Source organism: Tolypothrix sp. FACHB-123 (genome assembly GCF_014697075.1).
In the GTDB taxonomy this organism is placed as follows: domain Bacteria; phylum Cyanobacteriota; class Cyanobacteriia; order Cyanobacteriales; family Nostocaceae; genus Aulosira.
On the sequence record NZ_JACJRE010000043.1, the window covers coordinates 36454 to 54087 of the forward strand.

Genomic DNA, 17634 nt, shown 5'->3' on the forward strand with positions numbered 1-17634 from the left:
GGGAATGAAATCTTCACAGGTTAATTGGAGTAAACAAGTTTCGTCTGTCTTAGCACGTTATCCGCAGTGGCAACACATAGTTATTGAAGCATCGAATAAGCCTTTATTCGATGTAAATTATTGCCCAGAGACTATAGAAATATTTGACCAGTTTGGCTTATTAGCTGGTAGAGTATTGAATTCTATTTCTTATGAAAGCACTCGTAATTCTCTCGATAAAAGTGAATTTATTGCTTGGTTATTTGATGGAGAACTTGGAGCTTTTTACGTAAATGATGAGGTAGTTATCAATCGACTGCAATTGTTGACAGAAGTTGGCGGAGGTTATCACCATGACTGATATATTTAAGGTTGCATCTGGAGAAGCTGCTGCCATTCAAAGGCATTATGAACAAATAATAGAAGTTTTGTTGCAAACTTTACTCAATGCCAAACATGATAATCAGCGCCAAGGATTAAAAATATTTGATGGTAACAGACTTGTTTATGGACATGATAAAAATCAATTCCGTGATGAAGTTTCGGGATTATCAGGACAACTTTTAAATCCTCAAATCATTGTCCAGCTACAACAACTGCGTTCTGCAAGAGTGGGAGGTATGGTAGAAGGAGCGACTAATAAAACAGTTGAGTTAGATGGACGCATTGTTTTGCAATCTGATGAACAGGGTAGGGTAATTATTAATAATTTATTACAGCCTGAAGTAGTTAAATCTACAAAAAATTACCAGACGCTTGATGCGGAGGAGTCTACCAACCCTGAAGTAGTTAAATCTACAAACAATTACCAGATGCTTGATGAGGATAAGCCTACTAACAGAGAGCATCCAAAACAATTTGATAATCCTGAATTGTTAACTAATAGTACTGGTAGAGAAGAAAAAGAAGTACAAGAAGATAAAAACTTATTTAATAATCCAGGCTCAACACGAGTAATAAAATCTCTCCAAGCTTTAGAAGATAGTCCTTTCAAAAATTTACTGGCTAATGAAATTGTCCAGCTACAAGCAGAAATCAAAGCATTACGACAACAGCAAAATGTGTATCAAACCTTAATTGAAAAAAGGTTGCTACAGCCACAAAATTTTTCTTGGTGGCAGCAATCAATTAATAATATCTCACTTGTGGTAGAGAGTGTGAATTATGCTGTGAAGATGGGAATTAAAGAATTTAAACAACATTCAGCACAACACCGAATTGCAACATCTTTAAAAACCTTATTTCATACTCAGACGCACCCAGGAGCTTTAGAATACCAAGCGACTCAATACCAAATCTCTCGTGATGGTTCATTGTATAAAATTACGGAATCAGAAACAGGCAAACTTTTAATGCAGTTTCGTTCTACAAATTTGGGTGTGCGGGTGGAAGCTGGAAATTTGGAACCTACGCATATTAAAGATATTAATGCTTTAGAGCGATCGCTTAAACGCCATGAACCTATTCCTGCTTCCTTTACTCCAGTAGGTAAGCAAGAAGCTGAGTATTTTGCTCGCATAGATAAGATTACTAATGCGCTTGTACAATATGCGATCGCTCACCAAAGAGATGTAGAAATTGATGGCTTATTCTCTTATAAATGGCAAGCCACTACCGATGGAAAAGTGAATATTTATGCCAAAGATGGACGTGGAAGTGTATTAGAAAAATCTGAGGGACAACTCAAAAGCTCTATGAGTGAGCGGGATTTAATATATTTCGAGCAAATCTTACCCAGATTACAGCCTGCTTACCAACGCCAACAGGAATCAACAGCATTGCGATCGCCTACGGTGGGGCGTAGCCCATCGCCAAAAATTAACAGTAATGAATTAGAGAGATAGCCATGAACCTATCCCAATTGAATCTATTAATTGACTCTGGTATACCTATAGTCTGCATAACCGCTTCAATATCAGAGCGTATGACAGTTTTAAAGCAAATTCACCAGGAATGTGCAATTAACAGAAATCTCCCTCTTTATTTATGGAATGCTGGTTGGGGATGTTTTAAACAAGTCCAATTTGATTCTGAGCGTTGTGTAACTTTTCCAACTGTAGACTCCAGTAAATTACAGCCTCGTGATGATGCAATCTTTGCAGCTTTTGATGATTTATTAAATTCTGAAATCAATGGTATTTTTATTTTTGAAAATTTGCAATCCTTAATTCAGCAAGATTCAACATCATATCTGAAAAATCATGCAATTAAAATAACATCGCAAATAATTAATATTTATTATGAATTAAAAAACACCAATAATCCAAAATATTTAATTATTTTAGCAATGGATGATGTTGAACTACCACATTCATTGACTCAGTTGATTCCAAATCTCTCTACACCGATGCCTTCACATGAGATCATAGATAATTTTATTAGGAAATCTTTATCCCAAAAAATAACCGATTTACCTAATAATTGTGATTTATCTGCTTTGGTAAATGCTGCTTCTGGTTTAACTCTTGAGGAAATACGTTCTGGATGTGCAATAGCAATTAATTCCTGTCCAGAGTTTCATAGTAATACAATAGCCCTACACTTACTAGATTATAAAATTAACCGCTTTCGTGCTTTCAACTTAAACTTTATCTCTCACTCAAACGTAGCTGACTTTGGCGGTTTAGATTTACTCAAGAAGTTTCTTGAAAATGTCAAGCTAGATTTTGCTCCCGAAGCACGATCTGCGAATATTCCCCTTCCAAAAGGTTGTTTACTGGTAGGGCCACCGGGGACAGGAAAGACTCTGGCGGCGCACGTCAGTGCCAAAACTTTAAGATTTCCCCTTGTGTGTATGGATACCGCAGCAGTAGTGAGTGGTAGTGCAACTCATCTCAAACGCTTGCTAGAGCGTATAGAAGCTTGCGCTCCCGTTGTGCTTTACTTTGATGAATTGGATAAATTGTTTGCAGCATCCACTCCTTCAGGTGAAGATATTGACTCGCGGCGAATCTTGGGAACTCTGCTCACTTGGTTGCAAGAAAAACAGAGTGCTGTGTTCGTGGTAGCCAGCCTTAACCGACTCGACGCACTACCACCAGAATTAACCAGGGTTGGCAGATTTGATGAAATATTCTACGTTGGCTTTCCTCAAGCGATAGAGCGAAAGGAAATTTTGATGATGCACCTAGCGAGATTTGACGAACGATACCGCAATGGTGGCGATCGCCTGACTGAGAAAGAATGGCGGATTCTTCTCAACAAAACCATCAACTGTAACGGTGCTGAACTAGCACGAATGGTAGAAAAAGCAGCGCGTGCATTATTTCATCAGGGACGGGACATTCATATTGGGTTGTCAGAACTGTTGGAACAAAGGGAAATGATAGTACCACTCTACGTCAGGGATACCGACAGAATACTGGCTATAGAAAATCGAGCCAAGTATATTTGCCAACCAGCATCGACAAAAGACTCTTCGGTTTTCGCTCCAGCGATTACTACCTATTGGGGAGAACCATGTGTTCACAGTTAACTGTAACAAGCGATCGCTTATCTACAGTTAATCAACTACTGTTCAAACTCAAACAAACCTAAGAGGATTCGCTGTTACAATACGACCAATCCGCTCAATTAAACGAGACACACCGCTTATGATTACTCAAATGATGGTTCAACCCTCATTCTGGGTAGAATCTGGAATCAAACTCACTCAAGTTAGGAACATATATTTATTTAAATTTACTGAAGAATTACAGTCTCGGCTTGAAGAACTGTCTGAGAAGAAAAAAGCCGGATTGCTAACTTCAGAAGAAGATGCTGAATTGGCAGGCATATTGGAACTTGATAGAATTTTTACCTTGCTCAATGCCAAAATTATTTCTGAATCATGACAGTCAATGATGCCACTAAAAAATTAGTCAGACAAAGAGCTAAATTTCTTTGCGAATACTGTCATTCTTTAGAAGAAGCAAGTGCCGCTCTATTTTCTATTGACCATATTGTTCCACAATCACTTTCTGGTTCAGATGACCCCGATAATCTAGCGTTAGCTTGTCAACGTTGTAATGGATATCGTTATAACTTCACAACTGGAATTGATCCAGATACAGGTCAGATGCTACCTCTGTTTAATCCACGTCAGCAAAAGTGGTATGAGCACTTTATTTGGTCAGCAGATGGTCTAAAAATTATTGGCATTACTTCCACAGGACGCGCTACTTGTAATCGTTTAGACCTCAATGATGAACGTCATAACGAAGGATCTATCGTCAAAGCACGTCGTCTTTGGATCAAAGGTGGTTGGCATCCACCGGATGAAGATCCGCGACAAGTATAAGAAAGTCAACCTTGAGTTAAGGTGGCTTTAATTCCTCTTCAAGGCATAAATTTAAAAATTGCTATCTGCTAGATAACAACTTTGCAACTCTAAAGCTAATGCTCTCTTTAGCACAAGCTTTCAAAATAGCAGTAGCTCGTCTGTTTCCCTTATTGGCAAAGTACTCCCAAATAGATAACCAATCATCGCAGCTAAGAGTATATATCTGTTTAATGCCGTCTGAAGCAGGAATAAGACATTTTACAGGAGATGGCGACAACTTTAATTGTGCAAGAGTTTTTGCTTTTTTGGGAGAATCTTCCAGCAACCAATTCGGGTTACATTGAATGCAATTCAACCCTTCATCATAGCCAATGCGATATTCTCCTGATGGCATGGCTAAAATTTCTAAAGTCATGTTGTTGTCTAATTTTATTTGGATTGGCTTGGCTGATACAACTTGATAATTCCTGCTAAAAAATCTAGGGTTTGGTACAAGTGGCTCTCTATTTTGTACATCGTTATTTGTCAATGCTTTGATTAGTTCTTTCCATTCATTACGACTCAAAGATAACGGATGTTGCTCTAACTTATCTTCTTTTAGGAGTTGGTGTAAATAAGTCGCTACTGTAGGTAAGGTATGACCTTTAATTATGACTTTACTAGGAATTTGTACAGGTATTACTTGCAAATTATTTGACTGGACAAAATTTTTGACATTTCCTTTAGATTGCCCAACAATCAGGGCCATTTGCCTATCACTCATGACCTTGATACCGTTTACTAATTCATATGCTGCCCACGAGTGGTGCTTCCACCACCAGCGAATATTAATTGTTTTTGGTATCTGTGTAGCAATATTTTCTGAAATTTTAAAACTTTCTGTTTTTGTATGGTTTATTGTTGTTTCTGGCTTTATGGCTGTGGATAGATTCATAACCTGTCATCCTTAAATTGTAGAAAACCTATTTTATAGGCTTGCTCTATGCAGTACTACGTCTGCATATTTTTAATATTGATACTCATAGTTAAGAAAAAAATTTAGCTTTTGCCTCTAAGCAATTAATTGCTGTGAGTAAGCATGAAATTCACAAATATAAATAACTGTCTCGTTAAGCGAAAGTTATTTAAGAAAAATTTCGTTAGTACATTCAAATCTTTAATTTAACTCGGGAATTAAAGATATTTTTTTTGCAATTCTACAAACCTAGCTATTAACTACTAAATTGTTTTTAGTCCAATCTATAATAGTCGTGGCCGATTTTAGTTTTAAGCATAGCTTAACAACTGCTTATTACTAGTATAGGCAAATAAGAAAAATCGAAAATTAAAAAAATATAAAAAAATAGCTTTTAAATAAATTACTTATACAACGTAAAGAAAACATATTGATTTTTCTATCATAAAAAATATTTCATTTCCTGTTTAAATTTATATTTTATGTATGCCTAATTGAATCTAATAAAAAATCTCACAAAAGTGAGATTAGTTAAAAAATAATTCCGTGGTTGGCGGTATTAAATAAGTAAATATCTATTATTTATAGTATTCATATTTGATTTTTGAAAAAAACTCAGTATACTTTGATTCCTTATTCCCTGTTCTCTGTTCCCTGTTCCCTCCCTACGCAAATAATTTCAGGAATCAAAGCGGATTCCTATAGATAGGACTATTATTTTATTTTTGTGAAGCTAGGTACACTTTTATTCCTTCTTCCCTGTTCCCGTGTTATCGCGCTTGCACTGCGCGTAAAGCCTGCGGCATAGCTACGCCCTAAGCGTAGCCGACGCACCAGAAGCGCACCAAGCAAATAATTTCTGCGAATTAAATCGGATTACTATATATTTTAAGAATTATGTCTATGTTATTAGCTTCTTGCTTGTTACCTTCTTTCAAGTAAAGGTTTTTAGCCTGAGCAAGTGATTGTCTACCAGCCTGCTTGTTGTTTTGACAAATCAAGCTCATTCCTCTTCCTTGATAACCAAAAGCTAATTTGGAGTTGAGAGCGATCGCTTTTTCAAAGTATTGTAGAGCAGTTTTACAATTAGCTTGACGACGCTCTGGATTGATTCTAGCTATTTCTGGCATATCGGCGTTCATAATTTTGTAGCCCCAATCCACATAATCAGTAGCAGTTTCTAGTTGTTTCGGTTGTGGCGAAATATTTGATGTTGGTTTGAACCAGATGTATAGTCCCCCCAAAAATCCCAGCGCTGCCATTCCCAGCAGATATGCCACAGGGTTAAAAGTAATGAAAAGAGAATGTAACATCATTTCCCTTCGTTCGTCATCCCAACGTGACATAGCTTGTATCTCCCTGAAGTTGTTGCAGCTGTCGATTCCAAGAAGTTCTCGGTTCTAAATGTTTAGCATAAGATAGCTCTCTCTGAAGTGTGATTGCTGCTACCTTGGGCATAGCTACAATTACTGTGGGTACGTTTTTGAGAAATTCCACAGGTGCAGGTGCGTGTTCCCTATCAGCTACTAAATATAGAGTTCTCTTTTGATGAGGAGCGTTTAACGCTGCTAGGGACATAGCTTCGATAGGTGTAGAAACTAACATTGCCATGATGGTGGGGCTGTTGAAGTTTCCACCCATACTCAAGTGAAACCAACCATGCTGAGATATTAAGCGTCGCCTACTGCAAAAACTAAAAGCATCACCAGTAGCTCTAGGCGGGTGCAAATATGCTCCCGTCACCTCAGCAGAAAGACTGCGGGCTAAAAATACTGCGTTACCTGTAATATCTGCATATATCAATCCACGCTGGTACAGAGTTTGTACCAATTTTTGAGGAAGAGAGCGATCGCGTGTTAGATATCGCTCAATTTCCAACCACCGATTGCGATCCGGTGTTGGGGCTACAAATATAGATGGCGGAACCTGCTGGGCAATACTTAAAGCTTCTCTTCTAGCGTGGTGAGTAACCGCAGCCAGCATCTGTTCTTCCCCAAAACAATCGCGCAACCAAACAACTGCATCATCGAAACTACACTGGTTAACATGCATTACCAACTCCAACGCACCTTTACCAATGCTGTTGTGCAAATCATCGTGAAACGAAGAGTTGCTAATGGCGATCGCGTGATGGGTTGAAAACCACGTACTCTGATTGTGCTTGTCTTGGTTTAACCCCAGTTCATAAGCCACAGATTCCAAGGGTAAATCTTGTACAAGCTTCATTTCTTGGCGTAGAGCAAGTAATTCTTTTTCTAAACTAGCCCTGAGTTTTTCGCTTCTGGATGCCGTTTTCTCCAATTCGGCTTTTTGTCTGAGCAAGCGAGTGCGATCGCTCAATTGGTAATTAATGATCTCTAGTTTCTCCCTTAGAACTTCAATCACCCGTTCTCGATAGGATTCGCTTGCTTCATGTATTCGAGGTTTAGGCAGGTAACTTTCTAAATCGAGGATTTCAGATTCGCAGGATACGGCAGCGTAATATTTCTTAACTGAGGTGTAGGTAGCAGCACTACCCTTAATGCCACGAGAAATACCTAAATGTGCAACAGCATCAGCAAAACTATCTTGCAGTTGGGATAGCTTTTCTCTAGTGCCAAACAATGCACGACAGTTGAGCTTGCCTTGCTCGTCCAATGGCACAATGTAAGCATGAACGTGGGGTGTAATTTCATCTAAGTGTAATTCAGCCCTCAGCAGGCGATCGCCCCAAGCAGAACATAACCATGTAAGTGTTGCTTGTGCAAAGTTTTCCAAACGCTGTTTATCCTGTGTCCCCGCCTGAAAAAGTCCTTCAGGACGAAAATACTCAGCACTGGCACTCAATATCATCTCCACTGCTAAAACAGCATTCGAGCGGATTTTCTGCAACCCGATTTTATCTTTCACCAAGGCTACTAAATTGGCGTTGTCAGAATTACCAAAGAGCGTAACATTTGTTACTTCTGGGTTTGCATTGAGTGTGTTTCTTGCTCTGGCTGTGTGAGCTTCATTGCCCCCTAGCAATCCCCAGCTTTTAATTTTTTGTATTCTACAGACAGCTAGCGACATAACACTGGCGCGTGATGTAAGTACTTTGTTGATCAGCTGTCACGCTTTTAATTCCAACAAATATTTTTTTCAATCTCTTGTGGGGGAACCACTGCTTTTCAAGGGTAGGTTTTTCAGATTTGACCAATTTTTTGGGTTTTAAAACCAAAATCATCGTCTGAGACCTTAAAACTTTGTTCAATAATTGAGAATATTCTCAATTATTGCTCGGAAAATTAAATACCTATCCTTGAAAGAGAACCACTGCACCCTTCTGACTTGTAGCAAGTAGCGTTAGGACAGAAAGCCCGCCCTGACGCTGCAAGTTGTATGTCCGACAGCTGACATCAATTACATAATTTCATTGGATGTAATTATCACATTACGGTAATTAAAATTGCAATAAAATCTACCTTTAGTCTTACGTATTAATAAAAATCAGGGTCAATTTTTTTATTAAATTTCTGTGTATTTTAACTGATAACATCGCTGTTATAGTTGCTATAGATAGTTACAATTTCCAATACCATATTTGCAAAAATAGTGTAATTATACACAAAATTATTTTTCTGCTTAGTTGCTGTAATTCATGCCAAGTAATGGTTTCAGGATTTTTATCTCGGTTCTGGTAGATAAGTAACTTAATATAACTTGGATCTATTTTTATACAGACTGATTTACTGCTATCTGGGGTAGTAGAGAATCTGTCTGTTGTTCAATGGCAAGGCTTGATCAAAAGTTAGTTACTAAAAGAAGAAAGTAATATTTGAATTTATGGACAGCTTAGTTGAGTTAGCAGACGTTCAACCGCAAAATATTTCTTTTTCATTGATAAGTAGCGCTAATAATCATTTCTGGTTGCTCACAAGAGGAAGTTTCAAATTGGCAGATAGGATGAAATCCAAATTTTTTCAGGGTAAACAAAATAATTTTTGGGAATTTCTCTGCCATCAATTGTGTAGTGAGTTCACAATTTTAATTATGAACTCCCGAAAATTTTTTTCAATGTTAAATCTGGAGACTGCGAGTTATGTATTATCAAAGAAGCTTGGAATTGTTATTCATGTGCTGATATCGAATATTTGAATAATTAAACCGACTCTCAAAGCTTTACTCCAAGCATTTTACGTATTTTCAAGGCATTTATTTTGAGTGGAGCCAAATGGAGCCAAACGGAGCCAAATGGAGCCAGATTTTGTCAGAAAATAAGGCTAATTACATAAGCTCAATTAATAATTAGGCTCCAAATGTCTCCAAAATGTCTCCAAAAGGCTCCAAAAGGCTCCAAATTTTGGATTAAAAAATTAATTCTGATTCTTATCCATGAGAAAAAAAAGTGCGATTAAGAATAATCAGGAAATTCCTCCCCTGGTTGTTATTGCCTTAGATTTTGGAGGAAGTGGTACAAAAGGAATTTATTCTTTATACGGCAGTTCGGAAACTTATTCCCTGTTCATGGAACCGGAAGTAGGAGATGTGACAGTGGAATCAATTAAAACTCACGAACAGAATTTGATGGGAGTGACTGATCCAGAGAATAGGGCGTGGGTGTCGGTGAATGGCAAGACAAAGGTAGTAGGATATTTAGCTCAAAGTAAGTACTACAGCAATACCGGACTAGTTGAGTTGAAGTACGAGCGGGCTGTTTATAAAACCTTAGCCGCAATTTGGGTAGTTAAGGAGAAACTGAAATTGCCATCCAAAATCAGAATTGTTCTCTTAGTTCTGCTACCTCCAGGAGAATTTGAGAACAAAGCGGAATTTGAACGATTAGTGCGTACTTTTGGTGCTGACTACTTAGCTGTTGGTTTGCAAATGCAGGTAGAGTGTGTGATGTTTCAATGCTTACCAGAGGGGGCAGGGGTATTTTTATCGCACCAAAAGCGGGTGGGACAAGCATTGAAACAGAGAGTGTGCGCGGTGGTGATGGTTGGTTTTCGCAATGCATCAGTCTTAATTTCAAAAAGAGGCATTGTTTCCAAGGAAGGAAAAATGTCAGACTTAGGCATGGTGAAGATGGTCGAGAAAGTAGTCGCTGCAACATCAGGTCAAACTGTAGAGCGGTTAACGAGAGCGATCGCTGAAGCCGGAAATGACATTGATACTCGTCCCCTAGTGCGGGTCTTGCGTTCTCGAACTAGAGAAGGACGTACATCTGAGTTAACAACAATGGTAAAAGCAATTAGGGCAGCTCGACATGAATATGTTGCAGCACTAACGAGTTGGCTAGACCAAGTTGTGCCGCCAGATGTAGAAGAAATACTATTTTGCGGTGGTACTGCGGATTATATAAAGAAAGAATTGAATTCACATTACCCAGCTACACCTTGTATATTTTCTGGTGTTTCTATTCCCAAAAATGTAGATCAGCACTTTCTCGGCAATCGCTTGGCAGATGTTTATAGTGCATTTTTGTATTTTGACGAAAGAGTGAAACAGCATTTTGCTCATCATGCTGAGGTGATTGGTCATGTCTAAGCAGATGCGGATGAATTTTCGCTGGCGGTATCAGCCGCGCAACGAAATGGATGCTTTTATGCTCGATTACATTGCTGCTAGTAGTGTTAGAGATACTACGGAAATGATATTGCTAGCACTAAGAGCATTCTGGCTGCCAATAGCTGTTGTTAACTCAAAAGAAATTGATGAGGCTACAAAACAACGGGTAGTTACTGATGCTTGCTACACATTGTTACACCAACTCAGGCAGATTCACGCAGCAGCAGGGTTATCTAATTCTCAAGATTTGCGTTTGACTTTAAATCCAGAGCGATCGCCTTCATCAACCGACTCTAAATCTAATACCCAAACCGTACAAACTCCTCCCACTATAGAAGAACAAAAACAGATGATAGGACAGTTTGATTATGACATCAATTCTTTTGAAAACTGGTAAGTCAGTTCACTACATCAATTCGCCAAATAGGTGAGAATTTTTTCCAATTACTTTTTCCAATATTACTTGAATCACTAACTAATTGGCATTATGAACTTTACAGCACCAACTCCCAATCCAGAAAAAAGAAAAAGAGGCAGACCGAGAAAGAATGCGAATAATTTTTCTAGTGACAACCTTAACCAGTCATCAAACTCCAAAGTAGAAAATGATGCTATGTCTACAATCAATGAAAATCTCAAAATAGAAGATGTCGCTTGGGAACGAGAAATAGAAGATAATTCGATTCAGTTAGAAGGTGATATCCAAGACTTGGATGTCGTAGATCCTAGAGAAGATTTATTGCTAGAAGTAGAAAATGTTGGTAATCCTGCTATATTCCTTGAAGCTGAAGCAGATTTAGCAGCCAATAAAAATCCAGATGAGTTGCAGCTAACAACATCTGTTGATGGCAATGTTAGCCTAAATGATGCCAAAGTTAACCTAAACAAGCCAGAAAAAACATTTAAAATATCTACCACTATTCACATTGTAGATGGGGAAAAAGGAGGCGCAGGTAAATCATTTTTATCCAGAGCATTTATTGAATATTGCGCTGCCATTGGTCATGACGTTTCAATTGTAGATGCGGATACAAGTAACCAGGATATCATCAATATTTACGACAATGTAGAAACGGCATATTTCAGTGATGATGACAAGCTAGCTAAAGAGGCAGACACAATATTTGACTTGGCATTTGAAAACTCAGTAATTGTCAACTTGCCTGCTCAGGTTTACTCAAAAGTGACTAATTGGATAAAAAATAACGATCTGACGGAGATAGGCAAGGAAAATTCGATTAAATTTGTTAAATGGTTTGTGTGTACTGGTGGGGTTGATTCCGTAAATTTCTTCCTTCAGTCTTTAGAAGATTTGGGAGACAGTATGCTCCATGTATTCGTGAGAAATTTGGGATTGTGCGATGACTGGAAATATATTCAGGAGATGCCAGAGTTTGTAGCAGCTCAAACTAAATATAATTTCATCGTCATGGACTTTCCTAAGTTTCCCTTTTGGGAGCGGAACATGGTTGACCGATTGGGAGTGACTTTTGAAGCTGCGATCGCCCATCCCGATCTCAAGGTAATATCAAAGCAACGAGTCAAAAACTTCCTCAAAGAAGCTTATGCAGCCTTTGCTGGTACGGGGTTAGTGCAATGACAAGCAAAGAAGTAGATAGATTTGACGAAGATTTTTTTCCCACCCCTACTGACCAACCAGCCGTACCTTTTACTCCCGATAAATTGCTAGCCGAAGCCTTGCAGGGAAAAAGCGAAGCCTTTAAGCGCCGAGTCATGGATTTTGCCCTTAGTAGCGGTCTATCCCAAGACGACCCTTTATTCTTGGTGTTAGTTGCTACCGGACAATTAGAAGCAATGCTGAAAGATGCACCAGAGACTTTGCAGTTGCTGTTCAAGAATTGGAATCGGGACTTAGCTCGTAACTTGGAACTAGTGGAACACGTAGCAGTCGAGCGGCAGAAGGTTGCTATAGACCGAGCGGCCCACGCCCTCATTCACAAAGCACAGCTAGCAGAGGGAAGACAAATTCTCTCCGCCGTATTCCCTGCCGCCCTCTTAATGTTTTTTATCCTGGGCATGGGCTTCATTATGGGCCTGAGCGTCCCACCTTTGATTACTGGGATACTGGGTGGAGGATATACAGATGTACAGTCAAACCTCTTGACTTGGAATCAATTGGAGGCAATGAATTGGGCGCTGTCCAAAGAGGGGAAGTTTGCCAAAAATTTAATTGACTGGAATAAAGGCTACCTAGAAAATGGAGAATGTCTCAAGGATGTCCAAAAGTTAGGGATCGTCTTGTCACAATACGGACGTAAGGCCAAGTCAGGGCATTGCCTTATCTGGGCTACCCCGCCGGAGAAGCGTAAGTTTGTTGAGTGAACGCAAACAATAAAGTTCTAAACCCAGACGTAAACTCAGATGTAAATTTGTAACTAAGTAAGTCAGTAATTTCACTCAACTATGTACTTTATGTAAATAGACTTGACAAATGACTAAGGACAAATGACAGCCGTCGCAAGTTATCTTTAATTGCGCCGACTTACTTAGCTATAAGAATTTGCTTAATTCAGCATTTGGCTAAAACTCTTCGCCCTCTTGTTGCCAACCGCTTTCTCTCACCTGTTGTTTTTCTTCTATAAGTGCCTTTTTCTCCTGCTCTTCATTAGGGTCGTATAAGTCATCAAGACTTACATACCCTTCACTGAGCAGTTCTTCAGCAGTCATCGATGCTACTAGCTGGTATCTACTTGTTTTTGGTTGCTTAACCATCTGCTTCGCCTCTTGTGCGATACCAACTCCTATTCTAATTTGTATTCACCGAATTTTGGATTTTGCATTGAAAATTCAAAATTTAAATATATTCCAGAGCCAGTGAATTTATACTCACTCCGCGAGAAGCAAGCTACGTGTAAAAAATCAAAAATTATTTCACTTATTCTTCGGAACTGAGTTCTCCACAAAAGTTTTTAATAGTGCCTAATATGCTTCTATGACTCTAACGCTCAATCATTTTGATACAAAAACCAAGCAAGATACAGGGGTAAAAGAAAAACTTGATAACACACTTGCTGAATATTTATTTCCAGGTGTGCAGTTTAGCATTGGTACAGCTTATCCCGAAGCGACAGTACCGGAAGATTTAGGAGAGCATAACGGGATGACTCTACAATTTTCGGCAGGTAAGAGGATGTTCTTTGCCAACAACCCTACTGTCCGCCAACAACTTTACCCCAACCCTTCAGATGGAGCGGCTTACCCTTTACCTTTCACACCCTGTCGAACTTTTCAAGAATTACGAAACGTGAGAATTTTGGTAATTGATGATACGACCGGAGAAAATGGCAGTGTTATAGCCAACAACGATGCCAAAATGTTGGTTGGTGATTGTAAGGGTTTAATAGATAAAGATTTTGCTCAAGCCAATAATATAGAACTGCGTGCTTTTCAGTTCAGACTTGGTATTAAACCCCAACAAGAAAATCCAGAGATGCGAATTGCCAAAGGCACGCTTGCACCTGCAAGGTTAGATAAATTTGGAGAGTCTTTTTTTAGAATGGGCGGCGGTCTAAAAACAAGTAATTTGCGTACTAAAACAGGCTACGACATGGTCATGGCAACCTCTTCCTTTAAAGGTAGGAAAGGAGAAGATGCCATTAAGCCAGGAGAATATATGCTCACCATTGGTTTGGGTGTCAAAGCAGTGGCTCAATATCGGGAACACAGTTTAGGAACTCAAATTTTAGTCAATTATCCTCAAGCAGTGAAGCAAGAAATATTGCCTATTATCAAGCAGCAAGCAGAAAAACTAGCTCAAGACCAAAAAGACCCCAGGCGATTGGCACTGCGATATGTTGAAACTTACGAACGCCGCAGAGCATTATTGTCCAAAATTATAGGAATTGAACCAGATATCAAAGCAGATATAGAAGACAAATTTGCTATCTTTGATACTTTAAGTTCGGGTAGTGAAGGCGAAGATATCCAAGAAAGTGAATCTTTAAAGCCAGAACCAAAAGATTTATTAATGTATTCGTTATTAAAAACTGACTTAGAGAATTATTGTCAGATTATTGAACATCCCAAAATCATTACTGAACTTCAAAATTTTGTACGTAAACAATGGGTTGAAATTGCTACTGGACGCTCTATCAAGTTTACATCTGGTCTGGCTCAACCAAGTTTAGATTTACAGAGTGATGAAATCTGTATACCTTATATTCAAGAGGGAGAAGAAATTATAGTTACTCGTTCGCCATTGATTAACTCGAATGGTGTCATTACTTTAAAAAACAAGCATCTGCCAGAAATGCTAGATGGTTGTGTCTACATACATCCTAAAACTGCAATGGAAAATATGCAGTGTGATTTTGATGGTGATTTATTAGCTTTTGCTCAAGCTAAAGACTTTCCTCAGCTAGCAGCAGAAGTGAAAGAAAAAAACTTGCCAGAAAATCGTTATCCCGATATCGTCAAGAAAGCTAAAGTTCCATATCAAGGTAGGTTTGAGGAAATTGCTGTATCAGCAATGGAGAATAAAATTGGGATTATTGCTAATGAAATTCAAAAAAATGTAGCACTGCAATGTGAAATTGATGCACTACCCCACGCAGAAAAAAATAAATATCTGAGTCAAGTATCGGCGCATTTAGGAAAGGTATTGGCTAAATACCAAGCAGGTAAATTACAAATTCCAGATAAAATACTTCAGCAGATAAGTCAAGTTACTCAACTACAAGGTGCGGCTATAGATAATAATCAAGTCGAAAATCAATTGCAGTTAATCCAAAAATTATTGAAAGACTGTTTAGCTGAACTAGGTAATGAGCTACAAGTAGCGGCTGATGGGCCAAAAAGTGCTTTACGACCTGAAGATTCTATTATTCAATACTGTCAGACTATAACGGCTTACAAAGAAATCGAGTGGTTGGTTGATAAAAAAAATCCAGAGGCTTTTACGAATAGAAGTATGAAGACTAATGGTTATAGTCCAATTGATTTAATGATTAAGCAGACAAATCAAATTTTTGAACCAAATCAACTTGTATCTCAACCCATTGAAACTTTTAGAAACTTGTATCCAGGAGTTGAATATACCCCTGTTCAGAAAGAGTATGCTCAAGAGATAAAAAATAATTATAACTTATTAGTTAAACAACAGATTGAATTAGAAGAGCAGAGAAAGCTAGAAATAGGCCCATATATGGTCATTACTTCTCCAACTAGTGGGAGAACATTAGAAATTACTAATTTAATTACCTATGAGCCTGCTAAAAACCCAGAATTTTGGAAAAATACAGAAATAAATATTCAGATAAAATCGAGAAAACCGACTCCTAAAATGCCACATCATTTGTTGGCTTGTATTAAATACAATACCTCTGATGGTGCAGAAACAGTTGTACCAATTGGCACAATTAGCCTTAAATCAGTTCAAGAGCATAATCCACAGCCAGGAATGATAATTAATCAAGGTAGTATAAAATTTAAATTTGGCATTAGTGAGGGTATGATAGATGCCCTAAAACAGCAAAATCAAGAATATATAGAATCTATCAAAAATAATCTTCAACCTGTAGAAAAGTTACAGTTAGCAGCAGTTATTCACGATGTAAGTCATACAGAAGAAAGTAAAAAATATTCTGGTTTACGTCGAGCTAGTGTAGCGTTTTCTCTGTTCAATGATGAGGTATTAGCTCAACTGAAGCAGTTGCAATTTACTAATATGAGAGTAATTGGAACTCAGTTTAATGAATGTGCTAACAGAAATTTTAGAGGTGAAAAGGTTGCCATTAAGCTTGAGAATGCTGCTCATCCCCGCGACCCATGCCTGACCGCTCGTTGGATAATAGTCGAAGGTAGAAAACTCGGTACTATTGATGCTCGTTCTCCTCATCTGCTTCCTGGATGTGAAGCGATCGCCACTATTACGTCCTCTCCTAGTACTAGCTTTATTGTTACAAGTTTAAAAAATTCCCATCATAAGTTACAGATTGATAATATTAATAAATATGCTTTCGCTACTCATCAATGGCAAGGAGAGCAAGCTAATATAACTCTGGAAGTGCAGCGAAAAGACCCTCACCAAGCACCAATAGTTTTTGCTAAGATTGGAAATCAAATATTGGGAAGTTTAAACAAACAATCAGTAAATTTTTTACAAGAAAGACTAGCGACAGTCGGTAGAAAAATTCATGGTTTTACGATTGTTGGTACTGTTAGTCATGCCCCTGCTAGTTATGTAGATATCGTCATTGATCCCGCGACTGTTAAGTATCCAGAAATTCAAATAGAAGAACAAGTTAGTCAAAATTCGCGTAAAGACAAAGTAGCTGTCGCATTTCCTAAAAAGCAAGAAGAGATTGAGCATAAAATTGCCACTGTCGTATTTTTTGAAGCCCCGGTTGACCAAGCACATCAAGCTAAAACCAATATGGTTATGTGTAATATGGTAAAGCGTGCTGTTGACCGAGCAATTGAGCGAGGTTGTAATACAGTTCACTTTGTGAATGCTTCACCATACAAGTCAGAAAACTCCTCATCAGTTTTGCTGACAATTCAACAACTGGCGCAAGCGCGAGAAGATATTAAAATCGACTTATCTACCGCAGCCAATGTAAAAATTGCTATGCAGCTTTTAAAACAACCGAATGATATCGTTATTGGCGTTAGCAGCATAGAAACATCTGGAATTATTAACTATGCAGCTCATCAAGGAATATCTGTGGCAGCATACATTCCAGAAAATGGAGAGTTTGATAGGCGTAATTTACCTGAGAGAGAGGCTGCTACTCAGAAGGTCGTTACAGTAAAAACAAAAGATTTAGAATACGAACGCTAGGTAAGTTTGTATTTAGCCGAATAATTGAGGAGCCAACAATAAGGGATCTATCCCACTAATACTAGAAATGTGATAATCTGCTTTTCAAATCGCCATTATGCAACGCCT

14 protein-coding genes are annotated in these 17634 nt (G+C 38.4%); 10 read left to right on the forward strand and 4 right to left on the reverse strand.

All coding sequences use genetic code 11. From position 1 onward, the window contains the following. Positions 1-4: 4 nt before the first annotated feature. The 5 genes from H6G41_RS24085 to H6G41_RS24105 all read left to right on the forward strand — a co-directional run bounded on the left by H6G41_RS24085 (position 5) and on the right by H6G41_RS24105 (position 4258). On the forward strand, positions 5-340 hold the full coding sequence (locus H6G41_RS24085; RefSeq protein WP_190749345.1) for a hypothetical protein: 336 nt from the start codon (positions 5-7) through the stop codon (positions 338-340). Beyond that, entirely contained in the window at positions 333-1823 is a 1491-nt protein-coding gene (locus H6G41_RS24090; RefSeq protein ID WP_190749347.1) for a hypothetical protein, read from the forward strand. The genes H6G41_RS24085 and H6G41_RS24090 overlap by 8 nt, the downstream gene beginning before the upstream one ends. 2 nt (positions 1824-1825) lie before the next feature. Continuing rightward, on the forward strand, positions 1826-3454 hold the full coding sequence (locus H6G41_RS24095; protein ID WP_190749349.1) for an AAA family ATPase: 1629 nt from the start codon (positions 1826-1828) through the stop codon (positions 3452-3454). Between the two features lie 118 nt (positions 3455-3572). Continuing rightward, entirely contained in the window at positions 3573-3812 is a 240-nt protein-coding gene (locus H6G41_RS24100) for a hypothetical protein (protein WP_190545877.1), read from the forward strand. Next, on the forward strand, positions 3809-4258 hold the full coding sequence (locus H6G41_RS24105; protein ID WP_190545879.1) for an HNH endonuclease: 450 nt from the start codon (positions 3809-3811) through the stop codon (positions 4256-4258). Before H6G41_RS24100 ends, H6G41_RS24105 begins: the two co-directional genes overlap by 4 nt. A gap of 61 nt (positions 4259-4319) precedes the next feature. Here H6G41_RS24105 and H6G41_RS24110 read toward each other — a convergent pair whose 3' ends face one another. The 3 genes from H6G41_RS24110 to mobV form a co-directional block, all read right to left on the reverse strand. Next, positions 4320-5174, reverse strand: coding sequence for a hypothetical protein (locus tag H6G41_RS24110; RefSeq protein WP_190749351.1), 855 nt, complete (start codon positions 5172-5174; stop codon positions 4320-4322). A gap of 887 nt (positions 5175-6061) precedes the next feature. Next, entirely contained in the window at positions 6062-6541 is a 480-nt protein-coding gene (locus tag H6G41_RS24115; protein WP_190749352.1) for a hypothetical protein, read from the reverse strand. After that, positions 6525-8246 carry a MobV family relaxase gene (gene mobV, locus H6G41_RS24120; RefSeq protein ID WP_190749354.1) on the reverse strand — a complete coding sequence of 574 codons (1722 nt, stop codon included), beginning with the start codon at positions 8244-8246 and terminating at the stop codon, positions 6525-6527. The genes H6G41_RS24115 and mobV overlap by 17 nt, the downstream gene beginning before the upstream one ends. 1302 nt (positions 8247-9548) lie before the next feature. Here mobV and H6G41_RS24125 point away from each other — a divergent pair. The 4 genes from H6G41_RS24125 (at position 9549) to H6G41_RS24140 (ending at position 13067) form a co-directional block, all read left to right on the forward strand. After that, positions 9549-10703 (forward strand): ParM/StbA family protein, encoded by a 1155-nt coding sequence (locus H6G41_RS24125; protein ID WP_190749356.1) that lies wholly within the window; start codon positions 9549-9551, stop codon positions 10701-10703. Then, complete coding sequence (locus H6G41_RS24130) at positions 10696-11121, forward strand: hypothetical protein (protein WP_190749358.1); 426 nt, start codon at positions 10696-10698, stop codon at positions 11119-11121. Before H6G41_RS24125 ends, H6G41_RS24130 begins: the two co-directional genes overlap by 8 nt. A gap of 90 nt (positions 11122-11211) precedes the next feature. Continuing rightward, positions 11212-12324 (forward strand): cobalamin biosynthesis protein CobQ, encoded by a 1113-nt coding sequence (locus H6G41_RS24135; RefSeq protein ID WP_190749360.1) that lies wholly within the window; start codon positions 11212-11214, stop codon positions 12322-12324. Next, entirely contained in the window at positions 12321-13067 is a 747-nt protein-coding gene (locus H6G41_RS24140) for a DUF6753 family protein (RefSeq protein ID WP_242038034.1), read from the forward strand. The genes H6G41_RS24135 and H6G41_RS24140 overlap by 4 nt, the downstream gene beginning before the upstream one ends. A 198-nt stretch (positions 13068-13265) precedes the next feature. Here H6G41_RS24140 and H6G41_RS24145 read toward each other — a convergent pair whose 3' ends face one another. Continuing rightward, positions 13266-13457 (reverse strand): hypothetical protein, encoded by a 192-nt coding sequence (locus H6G41_RS24145; protein WP_190749362.1) that lies wholly within the window; start codon positions 13455-13457, stop codon positions 13266-13268. Between the two features lie 220 nt (positions 13458-13677). Here H6G41_RS24145 and H6G41_RS24150 point away from each other — a divergent pair, with 220 nt between their 5' ends. After that, on the forward strand, positions 13678-17526 hold the full coding sequence (locus H6G41_RS24150; RefSeq protein ID WP_190749364.1) for a hypothetical protein: 3849 nt from the start codon (positions 13678-13680) through the stop codon (positions 17524-17526). Positions 17527-17634: the final 108 nt, after the last annotated feature.

Coding starts and splice junctions, on each gene's coding strand:
- H6G41_RS24085 (WP_190749345.1), top strand. CDS start 5: ATGAAATCTTCACAGGTTAATTGGAGTAAACAAGTTTCGTCTGTCTTA.
- H6G41_RS24090 (WP_190749347.1), top strand. CDS start 333: ATGACTGATATATTTAAGGTTGCATCTGGAGAAGCTGCTGCCATTCAA.
- H6G41_RS24095 (WP_190749349.1), top strand. CDS start 1,826: ATGAACCTATCCCAATTGAATCTATTAATTGACTCTGGTATACCTATA.
- H6G41_RS24100 (WP_190545877.1), top strand. CDS start 3,573: ATGATTACTCAAATGATGGTTCAACCCTCATTCTGGGTAGAATCTGGA.
- H6G41_RS24105 (WP_190545879.1), top strand. CDS start 3,809: ATGACAGTCAATGATGCCACTAAAAAATTAGTCAGACAAAGAGCTAAA.
- H6G41_RS24110 (WP_190749351.1), bottom strand. CDS start 5,174: ATGAATCTATCCACAGCCATAAAGCCAGAAACAACAATAAACCATACA.
- H6G41_RS24115 (WP_190749352.1), bottom strand. CDS start 6,541: ATGTCACGTTGGGATGACGAACGAAGGGAAATGATGTTACATTCTCTT.
- mobV (WP_190749354.1), bottom strand. CDS start 8,246: ATGTCGCTAGCTGTCTGTAGAATACAAAAAATTAAAAGCTGGGGATTG.
- H6G41_RS24125 (WP_190749356.1), top strand. CDS start 9,549: ATGAGAAAAAAAAGTGCGATTAAGAATAATCAGGAAATTCCTCCCCTG.
- H6G41_RS24130 (WP_190749358.1), top strand. CDS start 10,696: ATGTCTAAGCAGATGCGGATGAATTTTCGCTGGCGGTATCAGCCGCGC.
- H6G41_RS24135 (WP_190749360.1), top strand. CDS start 11,212: ATGAACTTTACAGCACCAACTCCCAATCCAGAAAAAAGAAAAAGAGGC.
- H6G41_RS24140 (WP_242038034.1), top strand. CDS start 12,321: ATGACAAGCAAAGAAGTAGATAGATTTGACGAAGATTTTTTTCCCACC.
- H6G41_RS24145 (WP_190749362.1), bottom strand. CDS start 13,457: ATGGTTAAGCAACCAAAAACAAGTAGATACCAGCTAGTAGCATCGATG.
- H6G41_RS24150 (WP_190749364.1), top strand. CDS start 13,678: ATGACTCTAACGCTCAATCATTTTGATACAAAAACCAAGCAAGATACA.